The 22080-nt window shown below is 63.0% G+C and carries 22 protein-coding genes; 15 read left to right on the top strand and 7 right to left on the bottom strand.

Annotation, left to right across the window (positions count from 1 at the left end; all coding sequences use genetic code 11):
- Position 1: 1 nt before the first annotated feature.
- Positions 2-493 (top strand): F0F1 ATP synthase subunit B, encoded by a 492-nt coding sequence (locus FHT69_RS19960; RefSeq protein ID WP_028756713.1) that lies wholly within the window; start codon positions 2-4, stop codon positions 491-493.
- A gap of 159 nt (positions 494-652) precedes the next feature.
- Here FHT69_RS19960 and FHT69_RS19955 read toward each other — a convergent pair whose 3' ends face one another.
- Positions 653-1342 (bottom strand): ribonuclease HII, encoded by a 690-nt coding sequence (locus FHT69_RS19955; RefSeq protein WP_168332567.1) that lies wholly within the window; start codon positions 1340-1342, stop codon positions 653-655.
- Positions 1343-1618: 276 nt separating this feature from the next.
- The gene (locus FHT69_RS19950; protein WP_028756711.1) at positions 1619-2776 is read right to left on the bottom strand and encodes a PA0069 family radical SAM protein; all 1158 of its coding nucleotides are present in this window, start codon (positions 2774-2776) and stop codon (positions 1619-1621) included.
- Between the two features lie 139 nt (positions 2777-2915).
- On the opposite strand from FHT69_RS19950, the gene FHT69_RS19945 reads away from it, so the two are divergent.
- Positions 2916-3434 carry a glycosyltransferase family 2 protein gene (locus FHT69_RS19945; protein ID WP_047613840.1) on the top strand — a complete coding sequence of 173 codons (519 nt, stop codon included), beginning with the start codon at positions 2916-2918 and terminating at the stop codon, positions 3432-3434.
- A 188-nt stretch (positions 3435-3622) separates the two neighbouring features.
- Positions 3623-3937, top strand: a complete 315-nt coding sequence (locus FHT69_RS19940; protein ID WP_028756709.1) for a hypothetical protein — start codon at positions 3623-3625, stop codon at positions 3935-3937.
- Between the two features lie 22 nt (positions 3938-3959).
- Here FHT69_RS19940 and moaB read toward each other — a convergent pair whose 3' ends face one another.
- From moaB to FHT69_RS19920, 4 genes are all read right to left on the bottom strand, one after another.
- Complete coding sequence (gene moaB, locus FHT69_RS19935) at positions 3960-4511, bottom strand: molybdenum cofactor biosynthesis protein B (RefSeq protein WP_028756708.1); 552 nt, start codon at positions 4509-4511, stop codon at positions 3960-3962.
- A complete protein-coding gene (locus FHT69_RS19930) occupies positions 4511-5407 on the bottom strand; it encodes a 4-(cytidine 5'-diphospho)-2-C-methyl-D-erythritol kinase (protein ID WP_183905862.1) in 897 nt (298 codons plus the stop codon). Before FHT69_RS19930 ends, moaB begins: the two co-directional genes overlap by 1 nt.
- Positions 5408-5419: 12 nt before the next feature.
- Entirely contained in the window at positions 5420-7255 is a 1836-nt protein-coding gene (locus tag FHT69_RS19925; protein WP_028756706.1) for a tetratricopeptide repeat protein, read from the bottom strand.
- Between the two features lie 133 nt (positions 7256-7388).
- Positions 7389-8405 (bottom strand): polyprenyl synthetase family protein, encoded by a 1017-nt coding sequence (locus FHT69_RS19920; RefSeq protein WP_028756705.1) that lies wholly within the window; start codon positions 8403-8405, stop codon positions 7389-7391.
- A gap of 108 nt (positions 8406-8513) precedes the next feature.
- Between FHT69_RS19920 and FHT69_RS19915 the strand changes: the two genes are divergently transcribed.
- Both FHT69_RS19915 and FHT69_RS19910 read left to right on the top strand, forming a co-directional pair.
- Positions 8514-8741: a DUF2007 domain-containing protein gene (locus FHT69_RS19915; protein ID WP_024321294.1), complete on the top strand. Its 228-nt coding sequence runs from the start codon at positions 8514-8516 to the stop codon at positions 8739-8741.
- Positions 8742-8747: 6 nt separating this feature from the next.
- Positions 8748-9524 (top strand): tRNA1(Val) (adenine(37)-N6)-methyltransferase, encoded by a 777-nt coding sequence (locus FHT69_RS19910; protein WP_183904237.1) that lies wholly within the window; start codon positions 8748-8750, stop codon positions 9522-9524.
- Here FHT69_RS19910 and FHT69_RS19905 read toward each other — a convergent pair.
- Positions 9521-10861, bottom strand: coding sequence for an Nramp family divalent metal transporter (locus FHT69_RS19905; protein ID WP_047613846.1), 1341 nt, complete (start codon positions 10859-10861; stop codon positions 9521-9523). The two genes, FHT69_RS19910 and FHT69_RS19905, sit on opposite strands and share 4 nt — an antisense overlap.
- A 196-nt stretch (positions 10862-11057) precedes the next feature.
- Between FHT69_RS19905 and FHT69_RS19900 the strand changes: the two genes are divergently transcribed.
- The 10 genes from FHT69_RS19900 (at position 11058) to FHT69_RS19855 (ending at position 22022) form a co-directional block, all read left to right on the top strand.
- Positions 11058-11918 (top strand): S49 family peptidase, encoded by an 861-nt coding sequence (locus FHT69_RS19900; RefSeq protein ID WP_047615364.1) that lies wholly within the window; start codon positions 11058-11060, stop codon positions 11916-11918.
- Between the two features lie 18 nt (positions 11919-11936).
- Entirely contained in the window at positions 11937-12128 is a 192-nt protein-coding gene (locus tag FHT69_RS19895; protein WP_047613848.1) for a membrane protein, read from the top strand.
- Positions 12129-12420: 292 nt separating this feature from the next.
- Positions 12421-13377 carry a glycine--tRNA ligase subunit alpha gene (locus FHT69_RS19890; protein ID WP_028756701.1) on the top strand — a complete coding sequence of 319 codons (957 nt, stop codon included), beginning with the start codon at positions 12421-12423 and terminating at the stop codon, positions 13375-13377.
- Positions 13374-13925, top strand: coding sequence for an AAA family ATPase (locus tag FHT69_RS19885; protein WP_097622963.1), 552 nt, complete (start codon positions 13374-13376; stop codon positions 13923-13925). Before FHT69_RS19890 ends, FHT69_RS19885 begins: the two co-directional genes overlap by 4 nt.
- A 62-nt stretch (positions 13926-13987) precedes the next feature.
- Positions 13988-14539, top strand: coding sequence for a LemA family protein (locus FHT69_RS19880; protein WP_097542856.1), 552 nt, complete (start codon positions 13988-13990; stop codon positions 14537-14539).
- Between the two features lie 89 nt (positions 14540-14628).
- Positions 14629-15891 carry a 3-phosphoshikimate 1-carboxyvinyltransferase gene (locus tag FHT69_RS19875; protein ID WP_097622962.1) on the top strand — a complete coding sequence of 421 codons (1263 nt, stop codon included), beginning with the start codon at positions 14629-14631 and terminating at the stop codon, positions 15889-15891.
- A 37-nt stretch (positions 15892-15928) separates the two neighbouring features.
- Positions 15929-17863: a DUF2207 domain-containing protein gene (locus FHT69_RS19870; RefSeq protein ID WP_183905861.1), complete on the top strand. Its 1935-nt coding sequence runs from the start codon at positions 15929-15931 to the stop codon at positions 17861-17863.
- Positions 17864-17927: 64 nt separating this feature from the next.
- Positions 17928-19199: a phosphoribosylamine--glycine ligase gene (gene purD / locus FHT69_RS19865; protein WP_028756688.1), complete on the top strand. Its 1272-nt coding sequence runs from the start codon at positions 17928-17930 to the stop codon at positions 19197-19199.
- Positions 19200-19304: 105 nt separating this feature from the next.
- Positions 19305-19766 (top strand): plant virulence effector HPE1-like domain-containing protein, encoded by a 462-nt coding sequence (locus tag FHT69_RS19860; RefSeq protein ID WP_028756689.1) that lies wholly within the window; start codon positions 19305-19307, stop codon positions 19764-19766.
- Between the two features lie 432 nt (positions 19767-20198).
- Positions 20199-22022, top strand: a complete 1824-nt coding sequence (locus FHT69_RS19855; RefSeq protein ID WP_063476435.1) for a methyl-accepting chemotaxis protein — start codon at positions 20199-20201, stop codon at positions 22020-22022.
- The last annotated feature ends 58 nt before the right edge of the window (positions 22023-22080 follow it).

Here is a 22080-nt window from a genome sequence, read left to right as displayed (position 1 = left end):
GATGGAATTTGCTTTTGACGCGACTTTCTTCGCCTTTGTCGGCCTCGTCCTCTTCCTGGCGCTGGTCGTTTACCTGAAGGTTCCGGGCATGATGGCACGGTCGCTCGACGACCGCGCCGACCAGATCCGCAACGAATTGGCCGAAGCCAAGCGTCTGCGCGAAGAGGCCCAGCACCTGCTCGCCGAATACCAGCGCAAGCGCAAGGAAGCGGAAGCCGAAGCGGCCCACATCGTTGCCGCCGCTGAGCGCGAAGCCGAAATGCTGACCACTGAGGCGAAGAAGAAGACGGAAGAATTCGTCGCCAACCGCACGGCGCTTTCCGAGCAGAAGATCAAGCAGGCCGAGGCCGAGGCGATGAAGGCGGTGCGTTCCGCTGCCGTCGATCTCGCAATCGCGGCCGCCGAAACCGTGCTTGCCAAGCAGGCCGATGCCAAGGTCCAGTCCGAGCTCTTCGGCAATGCCGTGAGCCAGGTCAAGACGCGGCTCAACTGAGCTGTATCGGAAAGATTGAGAGCGAAGGCCGGGCATGTCCCGGCCTTTTCTTTTGTTGACGACTCGGCCTCGTGCTGAGGGCGAGCCGCTGGTCTCGACCCATCCTTCGGACCGCCGTAAACGGGGCGAAGGGACGACCATGCCGCGACCTCTCCGTTCCTACTCGGAAATCAGCTCGTCCATCTCGGGACCATCCTCGACCTTGCGCAACGGCCGGAAGCTCATCCGGTGCAGGGAGCAGGGGCCGTGTTTTTCGATGCCGGCGCGGTGCTGTGCGGTGCCGTAGCCCACATGCGCGGCAAAGCCGTAGTCTGGAAACACATGATGCGCGCGTGCCATCATCCGGTCGCGCGTCACCTTGGCGACGATCGAGGCCGCGGCGATCGAGACCGAGCGGGCATCGCCCTTGACCACCGCCTGTCCGGGGCAATCGAGGCCGGGCGGCACGTCGAGCCCGTCGGTCAGCACGTAGCTTGCCGGAATGGCGAGGCTGCAGATGGCGCGGCGCATGGCGTCGAGGCTAGCCTTGCGGATATCGGTCTCGTCGATGCGCGTCGAGCTGGAGGAGGCGATGGAGACGGTCGCGGTCGCCAGAATCTGCGCGAACAGTTCCTCGCGCCGTTGCGCCGAAAGCTGCTTGGAATCGTTCAGACCCTCGGGGATGCGTTTGGGATCGAGGATGACGGCAGCGGCGACCACGGGCCCGGCCAGCGGCCCGCGGCCTGCCTCGTCGGCGCCGGCAACCGGCCAGTGGCCGGCCCTGCGGGCTTTGAGCTCGAGTTTGAAATCCGGCACGAGCGGAACCGTGTCGAAAAGCAGGGGAGAATCGGGTGGCGTGCGAGGTTTCATGCGGCTGAACCTCGCACGCCAACCCGATTTCCCGCAAGTCCCCGGATCAGGGCGGCGGCCGGGGACCGGTCCGGCGGATGGTGGCGGTCAAGGCCATCCGCGGGAACTGCGCTCGGGGCTCGAAGACAGGGCGGTTCTATCGAGAAGCCGATGCGCAAGCTACAAGCAATTCCAGGAAAAGTGCGAAGCGGTTTTCCGTTCGGAATTGCGTAAAGGCCAGAGAGCAGTTCCCGGCAAAGCGCGAAGCGGTTTGCCTGAACTGCGTAAAACAAAAGGTCAAAGAAGCGACAGCTGGACGCCGCTGCCGTCGGGCGGCACGAACAGGTCGTCGCGCAGCGGCACGCTGCGTCGCGTCAGGCCGAAACGCCGGGCTGCCATCTCAAATCGCCTGGCGATCTGCCAGGCATAGGGACCGGCGCCCTTCATGCGCTTGCCGAATTCGGCATCGTAATCCTTGCCGCCGCGCATCGAGCGCACCAGCGACATCACATGCCGGTAACGATCGGGGTAATGTTGCAGCAGCCAATCACGAAACAGCGGGCTGACCTCGAGCGGCAGCCTAAGGATGACATAGCTCGCCTCGGCGGCGCCGGCAGCCTTGGCCGATTCGAGAATGCGCTCCAGCTCGTGATCGTTCAGCGCCGGGATCAGCGGGGCGGCCATCACAGCCGTCTGGATGCCGGCTTCGGCAAGGGTGTGGATCGTCTCCAGCCGCCGCGGCGGTGTTGCGGCCCGCGGCTCCATCGTCCGGGCAAGCTTGCGATCCAGCGTGGTCACGGAGATGCCGACGCGCACCAGGTTCTTGCTTGCCATCTCCCGCAGAATGTCGAGATCACGCAGGATCATCGCCGATTTGGTGACGATCGAGACTGGATGGTTTGCCTTGTTCAAGACCTCGAGGATGCCGCGCATGATGCGCCATTCCTTTTCGATCGGCTGATAGGGGTCGGTATTGGTGCCGATGGCGATCACCCGCACCTTGTAGCCGGGTTTGGCGAGCTCCCGCTCCAGCAACTTTGCCGCATCGGGCTTGGCAAACAGCTTCGTCTCGAAATCGAGCCCTGCGGAAAGCCCCATATAGGCATGCGTCGGCCGGGCGAAACAATAGATGCAGCCATGTTCGCAGCCGCGATAGGGATTGATCGAACGGTCGAAGGAAATATCCGGCGATTCGTTGCGGGTGATGGCCGTGCGCGGCTTCTCGACCTGCACTTCCGTCTTGAACGGCGGCAGTTCTTCCCATGTCTGCCAGCCATCGTCGAAGGTCTCCCGCTGCAGCGCTTCGAACCGCCCCGTCGGGTTCAATCCCGCCCCACGCCCGCGCCGCCGATCGACCTCGACCCTTAGACCCGAGGAAACGATCATCGCATCGGCAATATCTGCCGTATTGGCAGGCGCGAATGCGGCCTGCCCTGCCAGGGACTGCTCTCTCATCGGATTCTCCCGTGGCGGAAAGCCATCGCCTCCGCCCGTTTTGCTGATTAAATTCCTATCGGCAAAATGAGAACAATGCAAGAACAAAATGAGGAAAACGGCGCTGGCAAAAATTTGTGCGGCGCATTATAAACAGTCAATGTTGACGGTTGTTCTCGAATGTCAGGATCAGGAATCTGAACTGGCGCAGACTTTATCGGTCTTGGTGGCAGGCGCAGTGGAGGGGCTGGTGAGCGATGTGATCGTGCTCGATCACGGCTCTCGCGACGGCACCTCACGGGTGGCCGACGCTGCCGGCTGCCGCTTCCATTCGCAATGGGATATCAAGGACATCGTCCGCTCGGCGCGCGGCGAATGGCTGCTCTTCGTCGAGCCGGGCGCCAGACCGCAGGCGGGCTGGATCGATGAGATCGCCGAATATGTGGCGCTGAACAAGCTGCCGGCGCGCTTCACTGCGTCGAGGGGCTATCGTCGCCCGTTCTTCCAGCGTGTCGGCCGGGCCGTACCGCCGCTGGAACTCGGTTTCCTGGTGCCGAAAAAGCTGGCACTCGCCACCGCCAAAAGCGGCATGCGGCTTGCCGAATTCGTCAAGGGCCAGAAACCGCGGCGGCTGGCGAGCGAGCTCATTCCGTCCTGGGTCGCCCGCGCCGCACGGTAGTTGCCGCGATTCCCTCCCACGGCTCGGGCAAAAGATGGCGCCCAATAGGATTTCGCGCTATAATTCAAACATGGCGCCGTCGAAGCGCCGCGCTTCGCAACGGAATGGCCATGGAATGCCGGTGAACGGCAGAACAGGTCAGCGACAATCTCCTCTTCTGCCGGGTTCCCGGCGAAAGGAGGTGCGTCATGACACGCGGTATGATCTACGGCCTGCTGGCCGTCATATTGCCGATATTGGTGATCGCGCATCCGCATTCGGCAGCATCGCAGATGATGCGCAGTTGCGCAGGCCGACCCGAAATCGTCAATTTCCTGGACAAGAACTTCGCCGAAAAGCTCACGGCAGTCGGACTGATCAACCAGAACGCCATTCTTGAGGTCTATGCCGCCGAAAGCGGCACCTGGACCCTCATCGTCACGGATGTTCACGGCGTAAGCTGCATTCTGCTGTCGGGTGATAGCTGGGATACCATGCCCGTCCTGCCGGGCCTGGCCACATAGGAATGCCGCTCTTGCAGGCAGTCTACTTCGTCGCGCCGCGTTTCAGGTGCTCGTCAAGCCGCGGCATGATCTCGACGAAATTGCACGGCACGCTGCGGTAGTCGAGTTGGCCTTTCAGAATGCCGTCCCAGGCATCCCGGCAGGCGCCGGGCGAACCCGGCAGCGCGAAGATGAAGGTGGCATTGGCAACGCCTGCCGTGGCGCGCGACTGGATCGTCGCCGTGCCGATCTTCTCGTAGGAGATCCGGTGGAAGATGGCGGAAAAGCCGTCCATCCGCTTTTCGAACAAAGGCTCCAGCGCCTCGGGCGTCACGTCGCGGCCGGTAAAGCCGGTACCACCCGTGGTGATGACGACGTCTATGTCTTTGCTGTCAATCCAGGCCTTTACCCGGGAGGCAATCTCCGTGCGATCATCGGGCACGATGCCACGGTCGACCAGCCGGTGGCCCGCTTCGGTGATCCGCGCCGCCAGCGTGTCGCCTGACTTGTCCGTCTCCGGCGTGCGCGTGTCCGAGATCGTGAGAACCGCAATACCGACCGCGATGAAGGGCCGCTTTTCGTCCAGAGCTGCCATCACATGCCTCCCGAAACCGTTTCCGTCGCCTGGAAATACCAGTCGGGCCGCGCGTCGTGAAGAGCCGCCGCCGCATCTTCGGCGGCGGTCATGGTGGCAAAGATGCCGAAGCAGGTGGCGCCGGAACCGGACATGCGGGTCAACAGCGCGCCGCTGGCCTGCAGCATCGCCGATATCTCCGATATCTCCGCCACAAGCTCACGCGCCGGCGGTTCCAGATCGTTGCGGGCGGCACCGATCGCCGCGAGCCAGTCGGCAGTCCCGGGCACGCGCGGAGCCAGGCTCAAGGCCGGATTGTCCTTTGTCGCCAACCGGCGGAAAACTTCGGGCGTCGACACGCCCTTCAGCGGATTGGCAAGCACCATGGCAAAGGCCGGCAGATCGGGCACCGGTTCGATCTTTTCGCCGATGCCGCGGGCAATCAGCGGCCGGCTTTCCATGCACATCGGCACGTCGGCGCCGAGCTTCAGCGCCAGCATAGCAAGCGCGTCCTCGGGCAACCTCGTGCCCCAGAGGCGCATCAGCCCCCGCAAGGTCGCAGCTGCGTCGGCCGAGCCGCCGCCGATGCCGGAGGCGATCGGCAAATTCTTCTGGAGGTGGATATGCACAGGGAAGGCGAGGGCTCCGACCGTCTCGCGCAGGAGATCACGCGCCCTCAGCACGAGGTTGGTGCCGCCATCTTCGGCAAGCGCGCCGCCGAAACGGCCTGACAGGGTGAAGGCGTCGGCCTGTGCGGGCAGGAAACCCAGCCGGTCGCCATGCTCTGCGAAGGTCACCAGCATATCGAGCAGATGATAACCGTCCGGCCGCTGGCCCGTCACATGCAGGGCCAGGTTGATCTTCGCGCGCGCCTCTTCGGTGACGCCGAAAGCGTCGGCCAGGCCCTCTTCAGGCATGCGTCCCGCCCGTCAGGATTTCTTGTCGACCGGCGGCGGCGTGACGGGGGCCGGATCCGGCTGCTTCTTGTCGGCCGCCTTGGCATCGTCGCTGACGGGAGGCAGGCCGTTGGCGACCTTGTCCTTGATCTTCGGGATCTCGGCAGCCTCAGGCTCGGAGCTGAGCGCCCGGTTCCACTGGTAGACGGCTTCGAGCTTGCGCCCGACGCGCCAATAGGCATCGCCGAGATGGTCGTTGATCGTCGCGTCGCCGGCCTTGATCTGGGCAGCCCGCTCCAGCTCGTCGACGGCATCGTCGAAGCGGTTGAGGCGGAAATAGGCCCAGCCGAGCGAATCGATGATGTAACCGTCGTCAGGGCGAAGATCGACGGCCTTCTTGATCATCCCGAGACCTTCGTCGAGGTTCCGGTTCATGTCGATCCAGGAATAGCCGAGATAGTTCAGCACCTGCGGCTGGTCGGGGTTGAGCTCCAACGCCTTGCGGAAATTCGGCTCCGCCTGGTCCCACTTCTTCAGCCGTTCATAGGCAATGCCGCGCTGGAAGAAGACGCTCCAGTTGGCGCGGCCGGGAATGGGGCCGATCGCTTCGACGGCCTTGTCGTAATTGGCGGCCATCGCCTCGTAGTCCTTGGCATCGGAGAGCACGCTGCCATAGGCGAGGTAGCTGCGGATGTCCTTCGGGTCGGAGGTGATCAGCGCCTGCAGATGCTTGCGCGCCTCGTCCACCTTGCCGCCCTGGGCAAGGGCAAGGCCGAGCTGCAGCTCGGAGATGCGCCGCATCGGCGAATTCTCCGGCACCTTCTTGTAGAGCGCGATGGCGCGGTCCATCTGGTTCTGCTTCTCGGCGATGCCGCCGAGCAGCACCAGCGTATCGGCGCTGTTCGGATCGAGCGCATTGGCCGTCTGCAGGTAAAGCGAAACGATGTCCTCGGCGCCGTCGCGGTTCAGTGCGCCGCCGACCGAAAACAGCACGCCGGCAGCCCCTTCTTCGGCTGTCTTGACTTGCTGTTCCTGCTTCTCGTCTTTTTCGATGCTGTCGCGCAGCGCGTTCAGCGGCGCATAATTCGGCAGCAGGTTGTCACCGACGGAAACGGCGTCGAGCGCCTTCTGCTTATTGCCCTGCGTTGCTTCGAGGCGGGCAAGCGCCATCACCGCGCGCATGAAGGTGTCGGGCGCCGTCGCACCGCCTTCCTTGTCGAGCACGGCATCGTTCAGATGCTTGCGGGCGGACTTCACATCGCCGGTGGCGATGGCGATCGCCCCGGCATTGTAATTCTGGAAGATGCGGAACCAGTCCGGTCCCTTCATCTTCTCGACCATGGTGAGCGCTTCCTTGCCGCGGCCGGCGCCGACGCGGGCCCAGGCAAGCAGCAGGTCGTTCATCATCCGGTCGAGATCGTTCGGCCCCTTATACTTCAGGATGGCCTCGGCGGTCTTGTAGTCGTCGCGGCGCACGGCATCCATGCCGCGCACGATCGTGGTGATGCGCTCGACGGAAGGATCGCCCTTCAGGTCGTTGGCATATTTGACGCCCTCCTTGATGTCGCCATTGAGCAGCAGCGAGATCATCAGCCGCTGGCGAATCTCGGGATTGCCGGGTTCGATCTGCAGCGCCTTCTTGTAGAGTTCGATCGCGGTTTCGTAGTCATGATCGACATCGGCCGTGCGGGCGGCGAGGAAGGCGCCGGAGAAACTGGTGACGCTATCGGCATCGAAGAAACTGTCGGTCTTTGCGGCATCGCCCGTCTTGGCCGCATCCTCGGCGTTGACGCCGCCGACGCCGCCCAGCGAAAGGACAGCGGCCAGCGCTGCGCTCGTAAGAAGACGGATGGCAAATCTCTGCCGCATTAGGAAACCTTTCTTCGACAGCGTCCCGGCAATGGGGCCGGCCGCAAAACAAGTTGCGATCACTGATTCATAACAGGATGGCTTTTTTGAAGCGGCGCTGCAAGAAAATCAGCCTGCGATCAAGGACGATTGATCAATTGACGCGCTCGATGCAGAAGTCGATCACTTCCATCAGGGAGGATTTCCAGACGGTATCGGGAAGCGGCGCAAGCGCATCCCGTGCGATCGTGCCGTAATGGATCGCGCGGCCGATCGTGTCGCTCAGCGTGCCATATTTGGTGATCAGCCCCAGCGCTTTTTCGAGGTTGGCGTCGGTGCTGTTGCCGGCTTCGATCGCATCGCGCCAGAAGGCGCGCTCGTCCTCGGTGCCGCGGCGATAGGCGAGAATGACCGGCAGAGTGATCTTGCCCTCGCGGAAATCGTCGCCGACATTCTTGCCGAGATCGGCAGCCTTGCCGCCATAGTCGAGCGCGTCGTCGACGAGCTGGAAGGCGAGCCCGAGATTCATGCCATAGGATTTCAGGGCGTTGCGGCCGGACCGGCCGGCCTCGGCGACGATCGGCCCGACTTCGGCGGCGGCAGCAAAGAGAGCGGCCGTCTTGGCGCGGATGACGGAGAGATAATCGTCTTCCGTCGTCTCCATGTTCTTGGCGACGGAAAGCTGCAGCACTTCACCTTCGGCGATCACGCAGGCGGCCGAGGACAGGACGTCGAGCGCATCGAGCGAGCCGACATCGACCATCATGCGGAAGGCTTGGCCGAGCAGGAAGTCGCCGACCAGCACGCTTGCCTGGTTGCCCCAGATCATCCGTGCCGTCGATTTGCCGCGGCGCAGATCGCTCTCGTCGACGACGTCGTCATGCAGCAGCGTCGCCGTGTGCATGAACTCGACCGATGTGGCGAGCTTGACGTGGTTTTCGCCCCTGTAGTCGAACAGCGAGGCGGAAGCCAGCGTCAGCATCGGCCGCAGCCGCTTGCCGCCGGATGAGATCAGATGGTTCGCCACTTCGGGGATCATCTGCACGTCGGAGCCGGCCTTGGACAGAATGAGCTGGTTTACTCGCTCCATATCCGCCCTGGTGAGATCGACCAGTGGCTTTATGGATGCCAGTTTGTTTTTGCTTTCTTCAAGCGGTATGACCACGCCCAACGACCCGGACTCCTATTCATTCATTGCACCTGACAATAGAAAGGGGCGATGGACGCGGCAAGGGGTGAATTGTCGCGCTGAGCGAAATTGGAAGGAAAACGACGGCAAATGCATGAGCTTATCCGCGCCAACGACCCAGTTCTTCTCTCCTATGCCGAGAGTTTGATGAAGGATGCCGGAATTCACTGCTTCATCGCCGATCAGGGCATGAGCGTGCTGGAGGGCTCGCTCGGCATGCTGTCGCGCCGCCTGCTGGTGGACGAGGAGATGGCCGATCAGGCGCGCCGCATCCTCATCGATGCCGGTCTCGGCGGCGAGCTGCGCGAGCGGAAGTGAGCTCCGATGGCAGGCGAAACCACTGACACCATCGATGCCTTCCACCGCGGCGCCTTCCATGTGGTGCAGCCAAAGGGCAGGGGCCATCGCGCCGGCATGGATGCGATGCTGCTTGCGGCTCTCGTCGCCGACGATCGCCCAGTCAGGGTTGCCGATCTCGGCGCCGGCGCCGGTGCCGCCGGCCTTGCCGTCGCCTCGCGGCTTGCCGATGCAGAGGTGGTGCTCTTCGAGCGCTCGGCCGAGATGGCCGATTATGCCCGCCGCAGCATCCTCTTGCCCGGCAATGCCCATGTCGCAGGCCGCGTCAGCGTCGTCGAGGCCGATGTGACCCTGACCGCCAAGGCGCGCAACGATGCCGGCCTTACCGATGAGAGCTTCCACCACGTCATCATGAACCCCCCCTTCAATGATGCCGGCGACCGGCGCACGCCGGATGCGCTGAAGGCCGAAGCCCATGCGATGACCGATGGCCTGTTCGAAAGCTGGATCCGCACGGCCGGCGCCATCATGATCCCCGGCGGCCAATTGTCGCTGATTGCCAGGCCCCAGTCGATCGCCGAAATCATCCTCGCCTGCGGCCGTCGCTTCGGCGGCCTCGAAATGACAGCCATCCACCCGCGTCCGGGTGAAAACGCCGTCCGTATCCTGGTGACCGCAATCAAGGGATCGCGGGCGCGGCTGTCGCTGCGCGCGCCTCTGATCATGCACGAAGAGGGGAGCCACAAGTTCTCCCCTCTCGTCGATGATTTCAACAATGGCCGGGCGGCTTACACCAGAATTTAGCCGGTGACGAAGTCGAAGAGCAGCTTGACGTTCAATCCGGCGATGACGACCGCGATCACATAGGCGATGCCGCTCAGCCAGCGCGGCGCCACCAACTCGCCCATCTTGGCCTTGCTGGCGGTGAACATCACAAGCGGGAAGACGGCGAAGGAAAGCTGCAGGCTGAGCACCACCTGCGTCAGGATCAAAAGCTCGGCCGTGCCTTGATCGCCATACCAGATGGTGACGATTGCCGCCGGTACGATGGCGATGGCCCGGGTGATCAGCCGGCGCACCCATGGCTTCAGCCGGATCTTCAGGAAGCCTTCCATGACGATCTGACCGGCAAGCGTTGCCGTCACCGTCGAATTGAGGCCGCAGCAGAGAAGCGCGATGCCGAACAGCGTCGGCGCGATGGCGAGGCCGAGCAGCGGCGACAACAGCGAATGCGCCTCGCCGAGTTCGACGACGTCGGTCTTCCCATGCGCGTTGAAGGCGGCAGCCGCCAGGATCAGGATCGAGGCGTTGATCAGCAACGCGAAGCACAATGCGACCGTCGAGTCGATCGTCGCAAAGGTCAGCGCCTCCTTCTTCTCAGGGATAGTATGGCCATAGGCCCGCGTCTGCACGATGCCGGAGTGGAGGTAGAGATTGTGCGGCATGACGGTGGCGCCGAGAATGCCGAGCGCCAGGTAGAGCATCTCGGGATTGGTGACGATCTCCGTTGTCGGGAAGAAGCCGGTGAGGACGGCGCCCCATTGCGGGTCGGCAAGCAATATCTGCACGCCGAAGCAGATCGCGATGACGCCGAGCAGCGCGATGATGAAGGCTTCCACCCAGCGGAAGCCGAGCTTCTGCAGGAAGAGGATCACGAAGACGTCGAGCGCGGTGATCAGCACGCCGAGTTCGAGCGGGATGCCCATCAACAGGTTGAGGCCGATCGCCGTGCCGATCACCTCGGCGATATCGGTGGCGATGATGGCGATTTCGGCAAAGGCCCACAGCGGCACCGAGACATATTTCGGAAAAGCGTCGCGGCAAGCCTGCGCAAGATCGCGGCCGGAGGCGATCGCCAGGCGGGCGCAGAGCGATTGCAGCACGATCGCCATCAGGTTGGAAAGCAGCGCGACGGTGAGCAGCGCATAGCCGAATTTCGAGCCGCCGGCGAGCGAGGTCGCCCAGTTGCCGGGGTCCATGTAGCCGACGGCGACCATATAGCCGGGCCCGGCAAAGGCTGCCGCCCTTCGCCACATCGAGCTGTGACGCCCGGTTCCGACGGTGCGGTAGACATCGGACAGCGACGCCTCGCCGCGTTCGTGCCGCCAGCCGCTCTTTGCATTCGGATTGAGGACGTCCATGCGATTTCCACCTGTTTTAGCGTCGGTGCACTATGACGGATTAGAATGATAATGCAATTCATTCGCAACAAGAAAATCAATCCCGATGCCTCGGGCCGATGTTTTCAGGAACGCGGCCATTGCGTTTGGCGTTCCAGCGCATACATGGATGCCGATCGCAAATTGCGAGCGTGCGACCTGAAGCAAAGGATGGGAAATGGCCGGATTCTTGAGAAAGCTGCTGCCGAAACGGTTCCGCAAGGACGGCATCACCATCCCGGTCGTCCGGCTGCAGGGGGCGATCATCAGCGGCGGCGGCCAGTTCCGGCCAACCCTCAATCTCGCCAACGTCTCCCCGGTCCTGGAAAAGGCCTTCGCCATGAAGGACGCGCCGGCAGTCGCCATCTCGATCAATTCGCCGGGCGGCTCGCCCGTGCAGTCGCGGCTGATCTTCACCCGCATTCGCGAGCTCGCCCGCGAGAAGCAGAAGAAGGTTCTGGTCTTCGTCGAGGATGTCGCCGCCTCCGGCGGTTACATGATCGCACTGGCCGGCGACGAGATCATTGCCGATGCCACCTCCATCGTCGGCTCGATCGGCGTCGTCTCCGGCGGTTTCGGCTTTCCCGAACTGTTGAAGAAGATCGGCGTCGAGCGCCGCGTCTATACGGCGGGCGAAAACAAGGTGATCCTCGATCCGTTCCAGCCGGAAAAGGAAAAGGATATCGAGTATCTGAAGAGCCTGCAGCTCGAAATCCACCAGGTCTTCATCTCGATGGTGCGCGAGCGTCGCGCCGGCAAGCTGCAGGACGATGCGGCGGTCTTCTCGGGCCTGTTCTGGAGCGGCACGCGCGGCCTCGAACTCGGCCTCATCGATGGCCTCGGCGACATGCGCCAGGAATTGAAGCGGCGCTACGGCCAGAAGACCAAGCTGGAGCTCGTCACCGCCGGCCGCGGCCTGTTCGGCCGCCGGATTCCCGGCGTATCGCCCGTCTCGCTCGAAGGGGCTGCATCCGGTCTCGCAACAGGGCTTGTCGAAGCGGCGGAAGAGAGAGCATTGTGGAGCCGTTTCGGGCTTTGAAGGGAGCAAGAGAGGGGCATGCCGCAGTTAATTACCATCCTCATCCTGGTTTTCTCAGCCTGGTGGCTCTACCGCCGCTTCGTCTCCGATGCCCGCAAGCTCGCCGAAAAATCGCGCCAAGCTGAAAAGGAGCGTCAGACCGGCGCGATCGGCACGCTGGTCAAGGACCCGGCGACGGGCGAATACCGGCTGAAGCGCGAGGGAGAATAAGGGGCCCGACTGTACCGGCCTCTCACCCGGCGCTTGCCCCTCATCCGCCTGTCGGCACCTTCGCCCCGCTCGCGAGGAGAAGGGAAATATGCCGCACCGGCAGCCTCAATCTCGCCGCAGCGTTTGGCACGTCCCCTCGATCCGCGAGCGGGGAGAGGGTTAGGGTGAGCGGTAACCGAATTCCTCTTCCATATCGCCGCAGCCGTCTCTCCACCGCTGTAAAAGTCTTGACCCCCGTCGCCCTCCATGGCACCTGTCGCGCCGATAATTCCCAAGCAATCGGTGCCGTTCGATGTCAGCTATCCCAGACCATATGAACCCGAAGCGCTCCTTCCAGGCGCTGATCCTGACCCTGCATAGCTACTGGGCGGACAAGGGTTGCGCGGTGCTGCAGCCCTACGACATGGAAGTCGGCGCCGGCACCTTCCACCCTGCCACAACGTTGCGCGCCCTCGGCCCCAAGCCGTGGAAGGCGGCTTACGTGCAGCCGTCGCGGCGCCCGTCCGACGGGCGCTATGGCGAGAACCCGAACCGGCTGCAGCATTATTACCAGTACCAGGTCATCCTGAAGCCGAACCCGCCCAATCTGCAGGAGCTCTATCTCGGCTCGCTGGCGGCGATCGGCCTCGATCCGCTGCTGCATGACATCCGTTTTGTCGAGGACGACTGGGAAAGCCCGACGCTCGGCGCCTGGGGCCTCGGCTGGGAATGCTGGTGCGATGGCATGGAAGTCTCGCAGTTTACCTATTTCCAGCAGGTCTGCGGCATCGAATGCTCGCCGGTCGCAGGCGAACTGACCTATGGTCTCGAACGCCTCGCCATGTATGTCCAGGGCGTCGACAATGTCTACGACCTGAACTTCAACGGCCGCGAAGGCGACGAAAAGATCAGCTATGGCGATGTCTTCCTGCAGGCCGAGCAGGAATATTCGCGCCATAATTTCGAATTCGCCAATACCGAGATGCTGCATCGCCACTTCGTCGACGCCGAGAAGGAATGCCGGGCGCTGCTCGATGCCGGCGCGCCGGGGGATAACGCCAACCAGCGCCTGCACAAATGCGTCTTCCCGGCCTATGACCAGTGCATCAAGGCCAGCCACGTCTTCAACCTGCTCGACGCCCGCGGCGTCATCTCGGTCACCGAGCGTCAGAGCTACATCCTGCGGGTGCGCACCCTTGCCAAGGCCTGCGGCGAAGCCTTCCTGCTGACCGACGCCGGCGGCGTCAATCTGGCCAAAGAGGCGGCGTGACGCAAAACCCTGTCGGCCGTATCATCCATATCAACGGCTGGCCGGGCACTGGAAAGCTGACTGTCGGTCGCTTGCTGGCAAAAAGGCTCGGCGCGCGGCTCATCGACAACCATACACTGCTCAATCCTGCCGAGGCTCTGTTCTCCCGCAGCGATCCGCTGCACGCCTCGCTGAGAGGGCAGATTCGCCACGCGTTTTTCGACCATGCCGCGCGCGCGGACCCTGCCGAAAGCTTCGTCTTTACCGATGCTCTATCGGACGACGCAGATGACGCTGCGACCTTCTCCTGGTACAGCGATCCGGCCGCCGCGAGAGGCGCCGATCTCGTGGCGATCCTGTTCGATTGCGCCCCGGAGGAGAATGCCAGGCGTCTTGTTGCTCCCGGCCGGGCTGAGGCGCTCAAGCTGACGGATACGGCGACGTTACAACGGCTGCGGGCAAACCATAAACTGCTGCGTGGGCTGGCTGAACGCACCGTCGAAATCGACACGACGGGCTTTTCACCGGAGCAGACGACGGCCCGGATCCTCGCCGATATCGGCGTTTGACGGCAGCCGGCAAACCCGCGTAGTCTCCGCCCCGACATTACTTCGCTGCGGGGGGATTCGCGATGTATATTGCGCTTGGCGTCATCGTTCTGGTCGCGCTCTATCTCGTCTTCATCTACAACGGCCTGGTTCGTGCGCGGCAGATGGCGGAAGAGGCCTGGTCGGGCATCGACGTCCAGCTCAAGCGTCGCGCCGACCTGATCCCGAACCTGATCGAGACGGTCAAGGGTTATGCCGCCCATGAAAAGTCGACACTCGAAGAGGTGGTTGAGCTCCGCAACAAGGCGCAGGCCGTGCCATCGGGCGATGTCGCGGGCAGGGCCCAGGCGGAAGGGCTGCTCGGCCAGGCGCTCGGTCGGCTCATCGCGCTCGCCGAAGCCTATCCCGATCTCAAGGCCAACCAGAACTTTGCCGAGCTGCAGGCTTCGCTGGAAACCATGGAAGGCGAGTTGCAGATGGCGCGCCGTTATTACAATGGCGCGGCCCGCGACCTGAACGTCAAGGTCGAAAGCTTCCCGTCCAATCTGGTCGCCGGCCAGTTCGGTTTTGCCAAGCGGGACTATTTCGAAATCACCAACGAGGCCGACCGCGCCGTCCCCACCGTGAAATTCTGACGATCCGGCATTTTGCCTTTGCCAGAAAGCGATTAAGAGCAAGGGCGGATTGCGGCCGGTAATGGTCGCCTTATGGACGGAAGAACAGCATGACACGCACAGCCAAACTCACGATCACCCCGCCGGGCAAGCCGCTTTCGGGCCGCGCCATGCCGCCGGGCTCCAAGTCGATCACCAACCGCGCGCTTCTGCTCGCCGGCCTTGCCAAGGGCACCAGCCGGCTGACGGGCGCGCTGAAGAGCGACGATACGCGATATATGGCCGAAGCGCTGCGGGCCATGGGGGTTTCGATCGACGAGCCCGATGACACCACCTTCGTCGTCACCGGCAGCGGCAGGCTGCAGCCGCCGAAGGCGCCGCTCTTCCTCGGCAATGCCGGCACCGCGACACGCTTCCTGACGGCGGCGGCGGCTCTGGTCGACGGCACCGTCATCGTCGACGGCGACGAACATATGCGCAAGCGCCCGATCGGCCCGCTGGTCGAGGCGATGCGCACGCTCGGCATCGACGTGAGCGCCGAAACCGGCTGCCCGCCGGTCACCGTCAGGGGCACCGGCCGCTTCCAGGCCGACCGCATCCGCATCGACGGCGGCCTGTCCAGCCAGTATGTCTCGGCGCTGCTGATGATGGCGGCCGGCGGCGACCGCCCCGTCGACATCGAACTCGTCGGCGAGGATATCGGCGCGCTCGGCTATATCGATCTGACCACCGCGGCGATGAAGGCCTTCGGCGCCAAGGTCGACAAGACCAGTCCGGTGACCTGGCGCGTCGAGCCGACCGGCTACCGCGCCGCCGACTTCATCGTCGAGCCCGATGCCTCGGCTGCGACCTATCTCTGGGCCGCCGAGGTTCTCACCGGCGGCGCGATCGATCTCGGTGTTCCCTCCGATACCTTCTCGCAGCCGGATGCCCGCGCCTATGACGTCATCGCCACATTCCCGCACCTGCCGGCAGAGATCGACGGTTCGCAGATGCAGGATGCCGTTCCGACGCTTGCCGTGCTTGCCGCCTTCAACGAGACGCCGGTTCGCTTCGTCGGCATCGCCAATCTGCGCGTCAAGGAATGCGACCGCATTCGCGCACTGTCCACGGGGCTCAACAATATCCGCGAAGGTCTGGCTGTCGAGGAGGGCGACGATCTGATCGTTCATTCAGATCCTGCTCTCGCCGGTCAAACGCTGCCGGCCGAGATCGATACCTTTGCCGATCACCGTATCGCCATGAGTTTCGCGCTCGCCGGGCTGAAGATCGACGGCATCACCATTCTCGATCCCGATTGCGTCGGCAAGACTTTCCCTGCCTATTGGCGGACACTGGCGGCACTCGGCGTGACATATCGGGACAAGGATTGACGAAAACGCAGCCGAGGCTGCCGACGGAGAGACAGGGATGGGGCGTCGGTTTTTCGGATTTTGCTTTGCACTGCTGTTGATGCTCGCCGCCCCGGCGGCCTTTGCCGCCGAGGTGATCGACAATTTTGCCTCCGACATCGTGCTGGAAAAGAGCGGCGCGATGACGGTGACGGAAACGGTCACCGTCAATGCCGAGGGCGACCGGATCAATCACGGCATCTTCCGCGATTTTCCGCTCTATTTCACCGATGCCTCGGGCCGTCGCCGCAGCGTCGATTTCGATATGGTGTCGGTCCAGCGCGATGGCGCGGATGAGCCTTGGCACACTGAATCGATATCGGGCGGCATCCGCATCTATGCCGGTTCTGCCGATGTGACGGTGACACCGGGCCGTCATCGATATGCCTTTACCTACAGGACCAACCGGCAGATCCGTTATTTCGACGATCATGACGAACTCTATTGGAACGTCACCGGCAATGGCTGGATCTTCCCGATCCGCTCGGCGACGGCGACGGTGACGCTGCCGCGGGGTGTCACTGCCACCGAGACGACCTTCTTCACCGGCCGGCAGGGCGCAACTGGAAAGAACGCCCGCGCCAGCGAAACCGGCGCCGGCATCGTTTTTTCCACCACCGCGCCTCTCGGTCCCAGCGAAGGTCTGACCTTCGCCATCCGCATGCCGAAGGGCTCGATCGATCCGCCGAGCACGGATATGGAAAGCACATGGTGGCTGAAGGACAACCGTGATTATTTCATCGGCTTCGGCGGCCTGATCCTGGTTTTCGCCTATTATCTCAGATCATGGCTGAAGGTCGGTCGCGATCCTGCCCGCGGCGTCGTCGTGCCCCGCTGGGACGCGCCTGATGGTATCTCGCCGGCACTGGTCAACTACATCGACAATAAGGGCTTTTCCGGCGAGGGCTGGACCGCCCTTTCCGCCACCGCCCTCAATCTTGCGGTTCGCGGTTACGTCAAGCTCGAAGATCTGAAGAATTCGATTGTCATCCGCGGCACCGGCAAGGCGCTCGGCAAAGAGAAATTCCAGGCCGGCGAGATCGAACTGCTGAAGGCCGCTGGCGGCGCCGGCAAGACGCTGACGATCGACAAGGCCAATGGCGAGCGGGTGAAGTCCGTCGGCCAGGCTTTCCGCTCGGCGATCGAGAAAGAGCACCGCGGCAAATATTACAATTCCAACCTCGGTTATACCACGGGCGGCATTGCGCTCAGCGCCGCCGCCCTGGTGGCGCTGTTCGTCTTTGGGTCGCTGCAGCCCGACACCATCGCGCTGATGCTGATCCCGATCGCCATCTCGGTCTTTGTCGCGGTGTTCGTCGCCGGCTTCATGCGGTCGCTGCATCGCGGCAGGTCGCTGTTCGGCAAGATCATCGCCATCATTGCCACGGCGATCGGCGTTTTCGTCGGCATCAGCATCCTGGCGACCGTGGTCCTGGCGCTTGCCTCGTCGCTGGTGGAACTGCATGAAACGCCGATGCTGTTTGCCGTCGGCGGCATAGTACTGCTCAACATCCTCTATTTCTTCATCATGGGCGCGCCGACCCCGCTCGGCGCCAAGATGATGGATGGCATAGACGGCTTGCGCCAATATCTGACGCTGGCCGAGAAAGACCGGATGAACACGGCAGGCGCGCCGGAAATGTCGCCGCAGCATTTCGAGACGCTGCTGCCCTATGCGGTGGCGCTCGGCGTCGAAAAGCCCTGGTCGCGCACCTTCGAAACCTGGCTTGCGGCAGCCGCTGCCGGTGCGGCTGCCACCTATGCGCCCGCCTGGTATTCCGGCAATTTCAACAGCGGCAGCTTTTCCGATCGTATCGGCGGCTTTTCCTCGTCGATGGCCTCGACCATCGCTTCGACGATTCCGGCACCGCCGCCATCCAGCTCATCCTCCGGTTTTTCCGGCGGCGGTTCGTCGGGCGGCGGTGGAGGAGGCGGTGGAGGCGGGGGCTGGTAGCTTTCCCGCTTGACCTTTGGGCCCTTGGCCCTTAACCGCCAGGGGCAAAAGGAAAGGGTCGCGCATGAAGGTTCTGTTGATCGGATCGGGCGGACGCGAGCATGCGCTCGCCTGGAAGCTGGCGCAATCGCCGTTGATGACCGAATTCTACGCCGCACCCGGCAATCCCGGCATCGGCGAACACGCCGTCCTCGTGCCCATCGACATCGCGGATCATGAAGCGGTCGCGGCCTTCTGCAAGGACAAGGCGATCGATTTCGTCGTCGTCGGCCCGGAGGCGCCGCTGGTTGCCGGCCTCGCCGACCGCTTGCGTGCCGATGGCCTTGTGGTTTTCGGTCCGTCCGCCGCTGCGGCCCAGCTCGAGGGCTCCAAGGGCTTCACCAAGGATATCTGTGCCCGCTACGGCATTCCCACAGGCGCCTATCAGCGTTTCAACAATGCGCCGAAGGCCAAAGCCTATATCCGCGCCCAGGGCGCGCCGATCGTCGTCAAGGCCGATGGCCTTGCCGCCGGCAAGGGCGTGACGGTCGCGATGACGCTGGATGAAGCCCTGGCCGCGGTCGACGACTGTTTCGAAGGCGCCTTCGGCGCTGCCGGCGCCGAAGTGGTCGTCGAAGCCTATCTCGACGGCGAGGAGGCGAGCTTCTTCTGCCTCTGCGATGGCAAACATGCGCTGCCACTTGCAACCGCCCAAGATCACAAACGGGTGGGCGAGGGCGATACCGGCGTCAATACCGGCGGCATGGGCGCCTATTCGCCGGCGCCTGTGATGACCGCGGAGATGGTCGAGCGCACCATGAAGGAGATCATCGAGCCGACGATGCGCGGCATGGCCGAGAGCGGTCATCCCTTCTCGGGCGTGTTTTTCGCCGGGCTAATGATCACCCGGAAGGGACCGGAGCTGATCGAATACAATGTCCGCTTCGGCGATCCCGAATGCCAGGTGATGATGATGCGGCTGAAGAGCGATCTGCTGCCGCTGCTGCTTGCCACCGCCAACGGCACGCTCGACCAGGTCAAGGCCGAATGGAGCGACGATCCGGCGCTGACGGTGGTCATGGCCTCCAAGGGTTATCCGGCCGCTTACGAGAAGAACACGCCGATCCTCTCCCTGCCGGATGCAGGTAAGGGCGAGAAGGTGTTTCATGCCGGCACGGCTCTGAAGGACGGCGCGCTGGTTGCGACCGGCGGCCGCGTGCTGAACGTCACCGCCACCGGCGGCACGGTTGCCGAGGCCAAGGACCGCGCCTATGCGCTGCTCGACAGGGTGACCTGGGAAAACGGCTTCTGCCGGCGCGACATCGGCTGGCGGGCGATCGAGCGCGAAAAAGCCTGAGATACGGTGTAAACGACCGCATTCTTTAAATTTTTACCCTTTCCCCTGACGGGATGGAAACAAAGCTGCGCTATACCGCTCCCATAGTGAGACGGAGGTGCGTTGATGCGTCAGATTTTCCTCGGTGCGGCAATCCTGCTGATGGCAGGTTCTGCGATGGCGTCCTCGATAGAGGTGGTCGGCAAGACCGCGCCGCGCGCTGACGGCAGCATCGTCACCGAAAGCTGTGCCAATTGTCCGCCGCTCCAGGCCGAAGTGAGCAAGAAGGACTACACGGTGCCGGAGCTGAAGCCCGGCGTCCTCCAGGCGAGTGAAATCCGCGACGTCGGCGGCGAAAAAAAGATCTATCGCACCGAAGGCTGGATGGGCGGCTCGCCCGTCGTCTTCGTCAGCAAGGCGACCCCGGAAGCGATGCTTGCCGCAGCACCCTCCGCCCCGCCGGCCGACGGCATCGACATGAGCGCAACGACCGCCGCCGTCATCGGCGGCGACGCCAAGCCTGTTGCCGCCGGCATGGCGGAACAACCGGCAGCCCTCAACGTTTCCGAATTCGAACTGCGCTTTTAGAGCAACTTCCAGGAAAAGTGCGAAGCGGTTTTCCGTCCGGAATTGCGTAAAGGCAAAAACTTCCCTGCCCCACCTGATCAAGGTTTCGATCGTTTGGGGGTCCACCACTGGTGGACCGAATGCACCCTCGATGAGCAGCGGGGGTGCATTCCTGTTTTGATGCGCCGGGCAAGCTGAGAGTTCGACATGATATTGGGCCGGCGGATGAAAATCCGGCGTCTGCCTTGTAACTCTACCCCCTGATTTTGAGGGAAGTTCGCGCCGCGTCCAATAAAATTAAAGCTTTTTTATAGGGTAAGCATCAATTGTTACTTACCCGGTCGCAGCATGTTTGTTTTAGCAGCGGTAGACGCGCTCTCTTTTTCGGCGCGCTCGCACAGGCGGTAGAAAACCGCACCGGAATGCAGCCATTCATTCCCGTTGCGAGGCGTCATGAAAAATTTGAAGATATCGAAGCAGCTCATATTGCTGGTCGTCGGCCTGATGATCGCCTTTGCGATCGCCACCTCCCTGCAGATCCGCTCTTCGGTCGATGCGATCTACAAGGAGCGCTATGACATGCTCCGCGCCGAGGTTCAGTCGGCGGTCTCCGTTCTCAAGCTTTACCAGGCCAAGGTAACCGCGGGCGAAATGACGCTGGAGGAGGCCCAGAAGCAGGCCTATGCCACCGTCAACGGGATGAAATACGATCCGGACGGCTATTTCTTCGGTTATAGCTACGACGTCCAGATGGTGTTCCACTACGATGCGTCGAAAGTCGGGCAGATCAACAAGGGCCAGCCGGACAGCAAGGGCAAGCTCTATCGCGATGAGCTGGTCAAGCTCGGGCAGCAGGGCGGCGGTCTCGTCGAATATTATTCCACGGTCAAACCGGGCCAACCCGTCGGCGATTATCGCAAGACCGCCTATGGACAGGCCTTCGAACCCTGGAAAATCGTCGTCGTCACCGGCGTCTACATGGACGATCTCGATGCGCAGATAAACAGCACGATCCTGACCGCGCTCTCCGGCAGCATCGTTCTGTTCTTCCTCGCCATGGCGGCCGCCTACCTCGTCATCCGCGGCATATCGGGACCTCTCAACAACGTCCATGCCGCCCTGAAGGCCGTCGCCGAAGAGGACGTTTCCATCGCCATCCCGCATATCGGCATGAACAATGAAGTCGGCATGATGGCCAAGGCGACGCAGTCGCTGCAGGAAAAGATCAGGGAGCGCCATGCGATGTCGGATCGCGAGGCGGCCCAGCAGCTGGCGCTGGAAAGCGAGCGCGAGAACAATCAGCGCCAGCAGCAGGATGAGGCAGCGCTCCAGGCGCGTGTGGTGGCGACCATCGGCCAGGCGCTGGAGATGATCGCCCGTGGCGACCTCACCGTGCGCTGCGCCGATCTCGGCCAGAAATACGCCGCCCTGCGCGACAACTTCAATGATGCGCTGTCGCATCTCGAAGCTGCCATGGCCAAGGTCAGCGCCAAGGGCACCGATATCGGCACCAGCAAGGAAGAGATCCGCCGCGCCTCCAACGAGCTGTCGCAGCGCACCGAGCGCCAGGCGGCCAGCCTGGAAGAAACCTCCGCTGCCCTCGACGAACTTACCGTTGCCGTCCGTCAGACGGCCGATGGCGCCCATGAGGCGAGCAAGCGGGTCCACTCGGTCAGCACCGAAGCCAACCATAGCGACGCGATCGTCACCCAGGCGATCGAAGCGATGAGCGGCATCGAGAAGTCGTCGTCGGAGATTACCAAGATCATCGGCGTCATCGACGAGATCGCCTTCCAGACCAACCTCTTGGCGCTGAATGCCGGCGTCGAGGCCGCGCGTGCCGGTGAATCCGGCAAGGGTTTTGCGGTCGTCGCCCAGGAAGTGCGCGAACTTGCCCAGCGTTCCGCCGCGGCCGCCAAAGAGATCAAGGACCAGATCGCCCGCTCCTCCAGCCAGGTCGACCATGGCGTCCGTCTGGTCGGCGAGGCCGGCGAGGCGCTGAAGCGCATCTCCGACCAGATCAAGGCCGCCAACGAGATCGTCGCCAAGATCGCCCACAGCGCTTCCGAACAGGACACGACGCTGCGTTCGATCTCGTCGTCGATGAACCAGCTCGATGCCGCCACCCAGCAGAATGCCGCCATGGCCGAAGAGACCACGGCATCGGCCGAGACGCTCGCCAGCGACACCGACGAGCTGATCGACCTCATCCGCGGCTTCCGCGTCAGTGGCGAAAGCGCTGCCCCGGCCATGCATCAAGGTCGCCGCGCCGCTTAAACGGCGCGGAGGCAACAAGCCTTTTCATCACCAAATTCTTAGCGGCCGTCGGTTCTCC

Origin of the sequence: Rhizobium sp. BK008 (genome assembly GCF_014197345.1) — a bacterium.
In the GTDB taxonomy this organism is placed as follows: Bacteria; Pseudomonadota; Alphaproteobacteria; order Rhizobiales; family Rhizobiaceae; genus Rhizobium; species Rhizobium anhuiense.
The sequence above is the reverse complement of the archived record's forward strand: the minus strand, read 5'-3'. Positions and strand labels throughout refer to the sequence as shown.

What these genes read in the sequence shown, in the direction of transcription:
- FHT69_RS19960 (WP_028756713.1), top strand. Translation starts at nt 2, where the DNA reads ATGGAATTTGCTTTTGACGCGACTTTCTTCGCCTTTGTCGGCCTCGTC.
- FHT69_RS19955 (WP_168332567.1), bottom strand. Translation starts at nt 1,342, where the DNA reads ATGAAACCTCGCACGCCACCCGATTCTCCCCTGCTTTTCGACACGGTT.
- FHT69_RS19950 (WP_028756711.1), bottom strand. Translation starts at nt 2,776, where the DNA reads ATGAGAGAGCAGTCCCTGGCAGGGCAGGCCGCATTCGCGCCTGCCAAT.
- FHT69_RS19945 (WP_047613840.1), top strand. Translation starts at nt 2,916, where the DNA reads ATGTTGACGGTTGTTCTCGAATGTCAGGATCAGGAATCTGAACTGGCG.
- FHT69_RS19940 (WP_028756709.1), top strand. Translation starts at nt 3,623, where the DNA reads ATGACACGCGGTATGATCTACGGCCTGCTGGCCGTCATATTGCCGATA.
- moaB (WP_028756708.1), bottom strand. Translation starts at nt 4,511, where the DNA reads ATGGCAGCTCTGGACGAAAAGCGGCCCTTCATCGCGGTCGGTATTGCG.
- FHT69_RS19930 (WP_183905862.1), bottom strand. Translation starts at nt 5,407, where the DNA reads ATGCCTGAAGAGGGCCTGGCCGACGCTTTCGGCGTCACCGAAGAGGCG.
- FHT69_RS19925 (WP_028756706.1), bottom strand. Translation starts at nt 7,255, where the DNA reads ATGCGGCAGAGATTTGCCATCCGTCTTCTTACGAGCGCAGCGCTGGCC.
- FHT69_RS19915 (WP_024321294.1), top strand. Translation starts at nt 8,514, where the DNA reads ATGCATGAGCTTATCCGCGCCAACGACCCAGTTCTTCTCTCCTATGCC.
- FHT69_RS19910 (WP_183904237.1), top strand. Translation starts at nt 8,748, where the DNA reads ATGGCAGGCGAAACCACTGACACCATCGATGCCTTCCACCGCGGCGCC.
- FHT69_RS19905 (WP_047613846.1), bottom strand. Translation starts at nt 10,861, where the DNA reads ATGGACGTCCTCAATCCGAATGCAAAGAGCGGCTGGCGGCACGAACGC.
- FHT69_RS19900 (WP_047615364.1), top strand. Translation starts at nt 11,058, where the DNA reads ATGGCCGGATTCTTGAGAAAGCTGCTGCCGAAACGGTTCCGCAAGGAC.
- FHT69_RS19895 (WP_047613848.1), top strand. Translation starts at nt 11,937, where the DNA reads ATGCCGCAGTTAATTACCATCCTCATCCTGGTTTTCTCAGCCTGGTGG.
- FHT69_RS19890 (WP_028756701.1), top strand. Translation starts at nt 12,421, where the DNA reads ATGTCAGCTATCCCAGACCATATGAACCCGAAGCGCTCCTTCCAGGCG.
- FHT69_RS19880 (WP_097542856.1), top strand. Translation starts at nt 13,988, where the DNA reads ATGTATATTGCGCTTGGCGTCATCGTTCTGGTCGCGCTCTATCTCGTC.
- FHT69_RS19875 (WP_097622962.1), top strand. Translation starts at nt 14,629, where the DNA reads ATGACACGCACAGCCAAACTCACGATCACCCCGCCGGGCAAGCCGCTT.
- FHT69_RS19870 (WP_183905861.1), top strand. Translation starts at nt 15,929, where the DNA reads ATGGGGCGTCGGTTTTTCGGATTTTGCTTTGCACTGCTGTTGATGCTC.
- purD (WP_028756688.1), top strand. Translation starts at nt 17,928, where the DNA reads ATGAAGGTTCTGTTGATCGGATCGGGCGGACGCGAGCATGCGCTCGCC.
- FHT69_RS19860 (WP_028756689.1), top strand. Translation starts at nt 19,305, where the DNA reads ATGCGTCAGATTTTCCTCGGTGCGGCAATCCTGCTGATGGCAGGTTCT.
- FHT69_RS19855 (WP_063476435.1), top strand. Translation starts at nt 20,199, where the DNA reads ATGAAAAATTTGAAGATATCGAAGCAGCTCATATTGCTGGTCGTCGGC.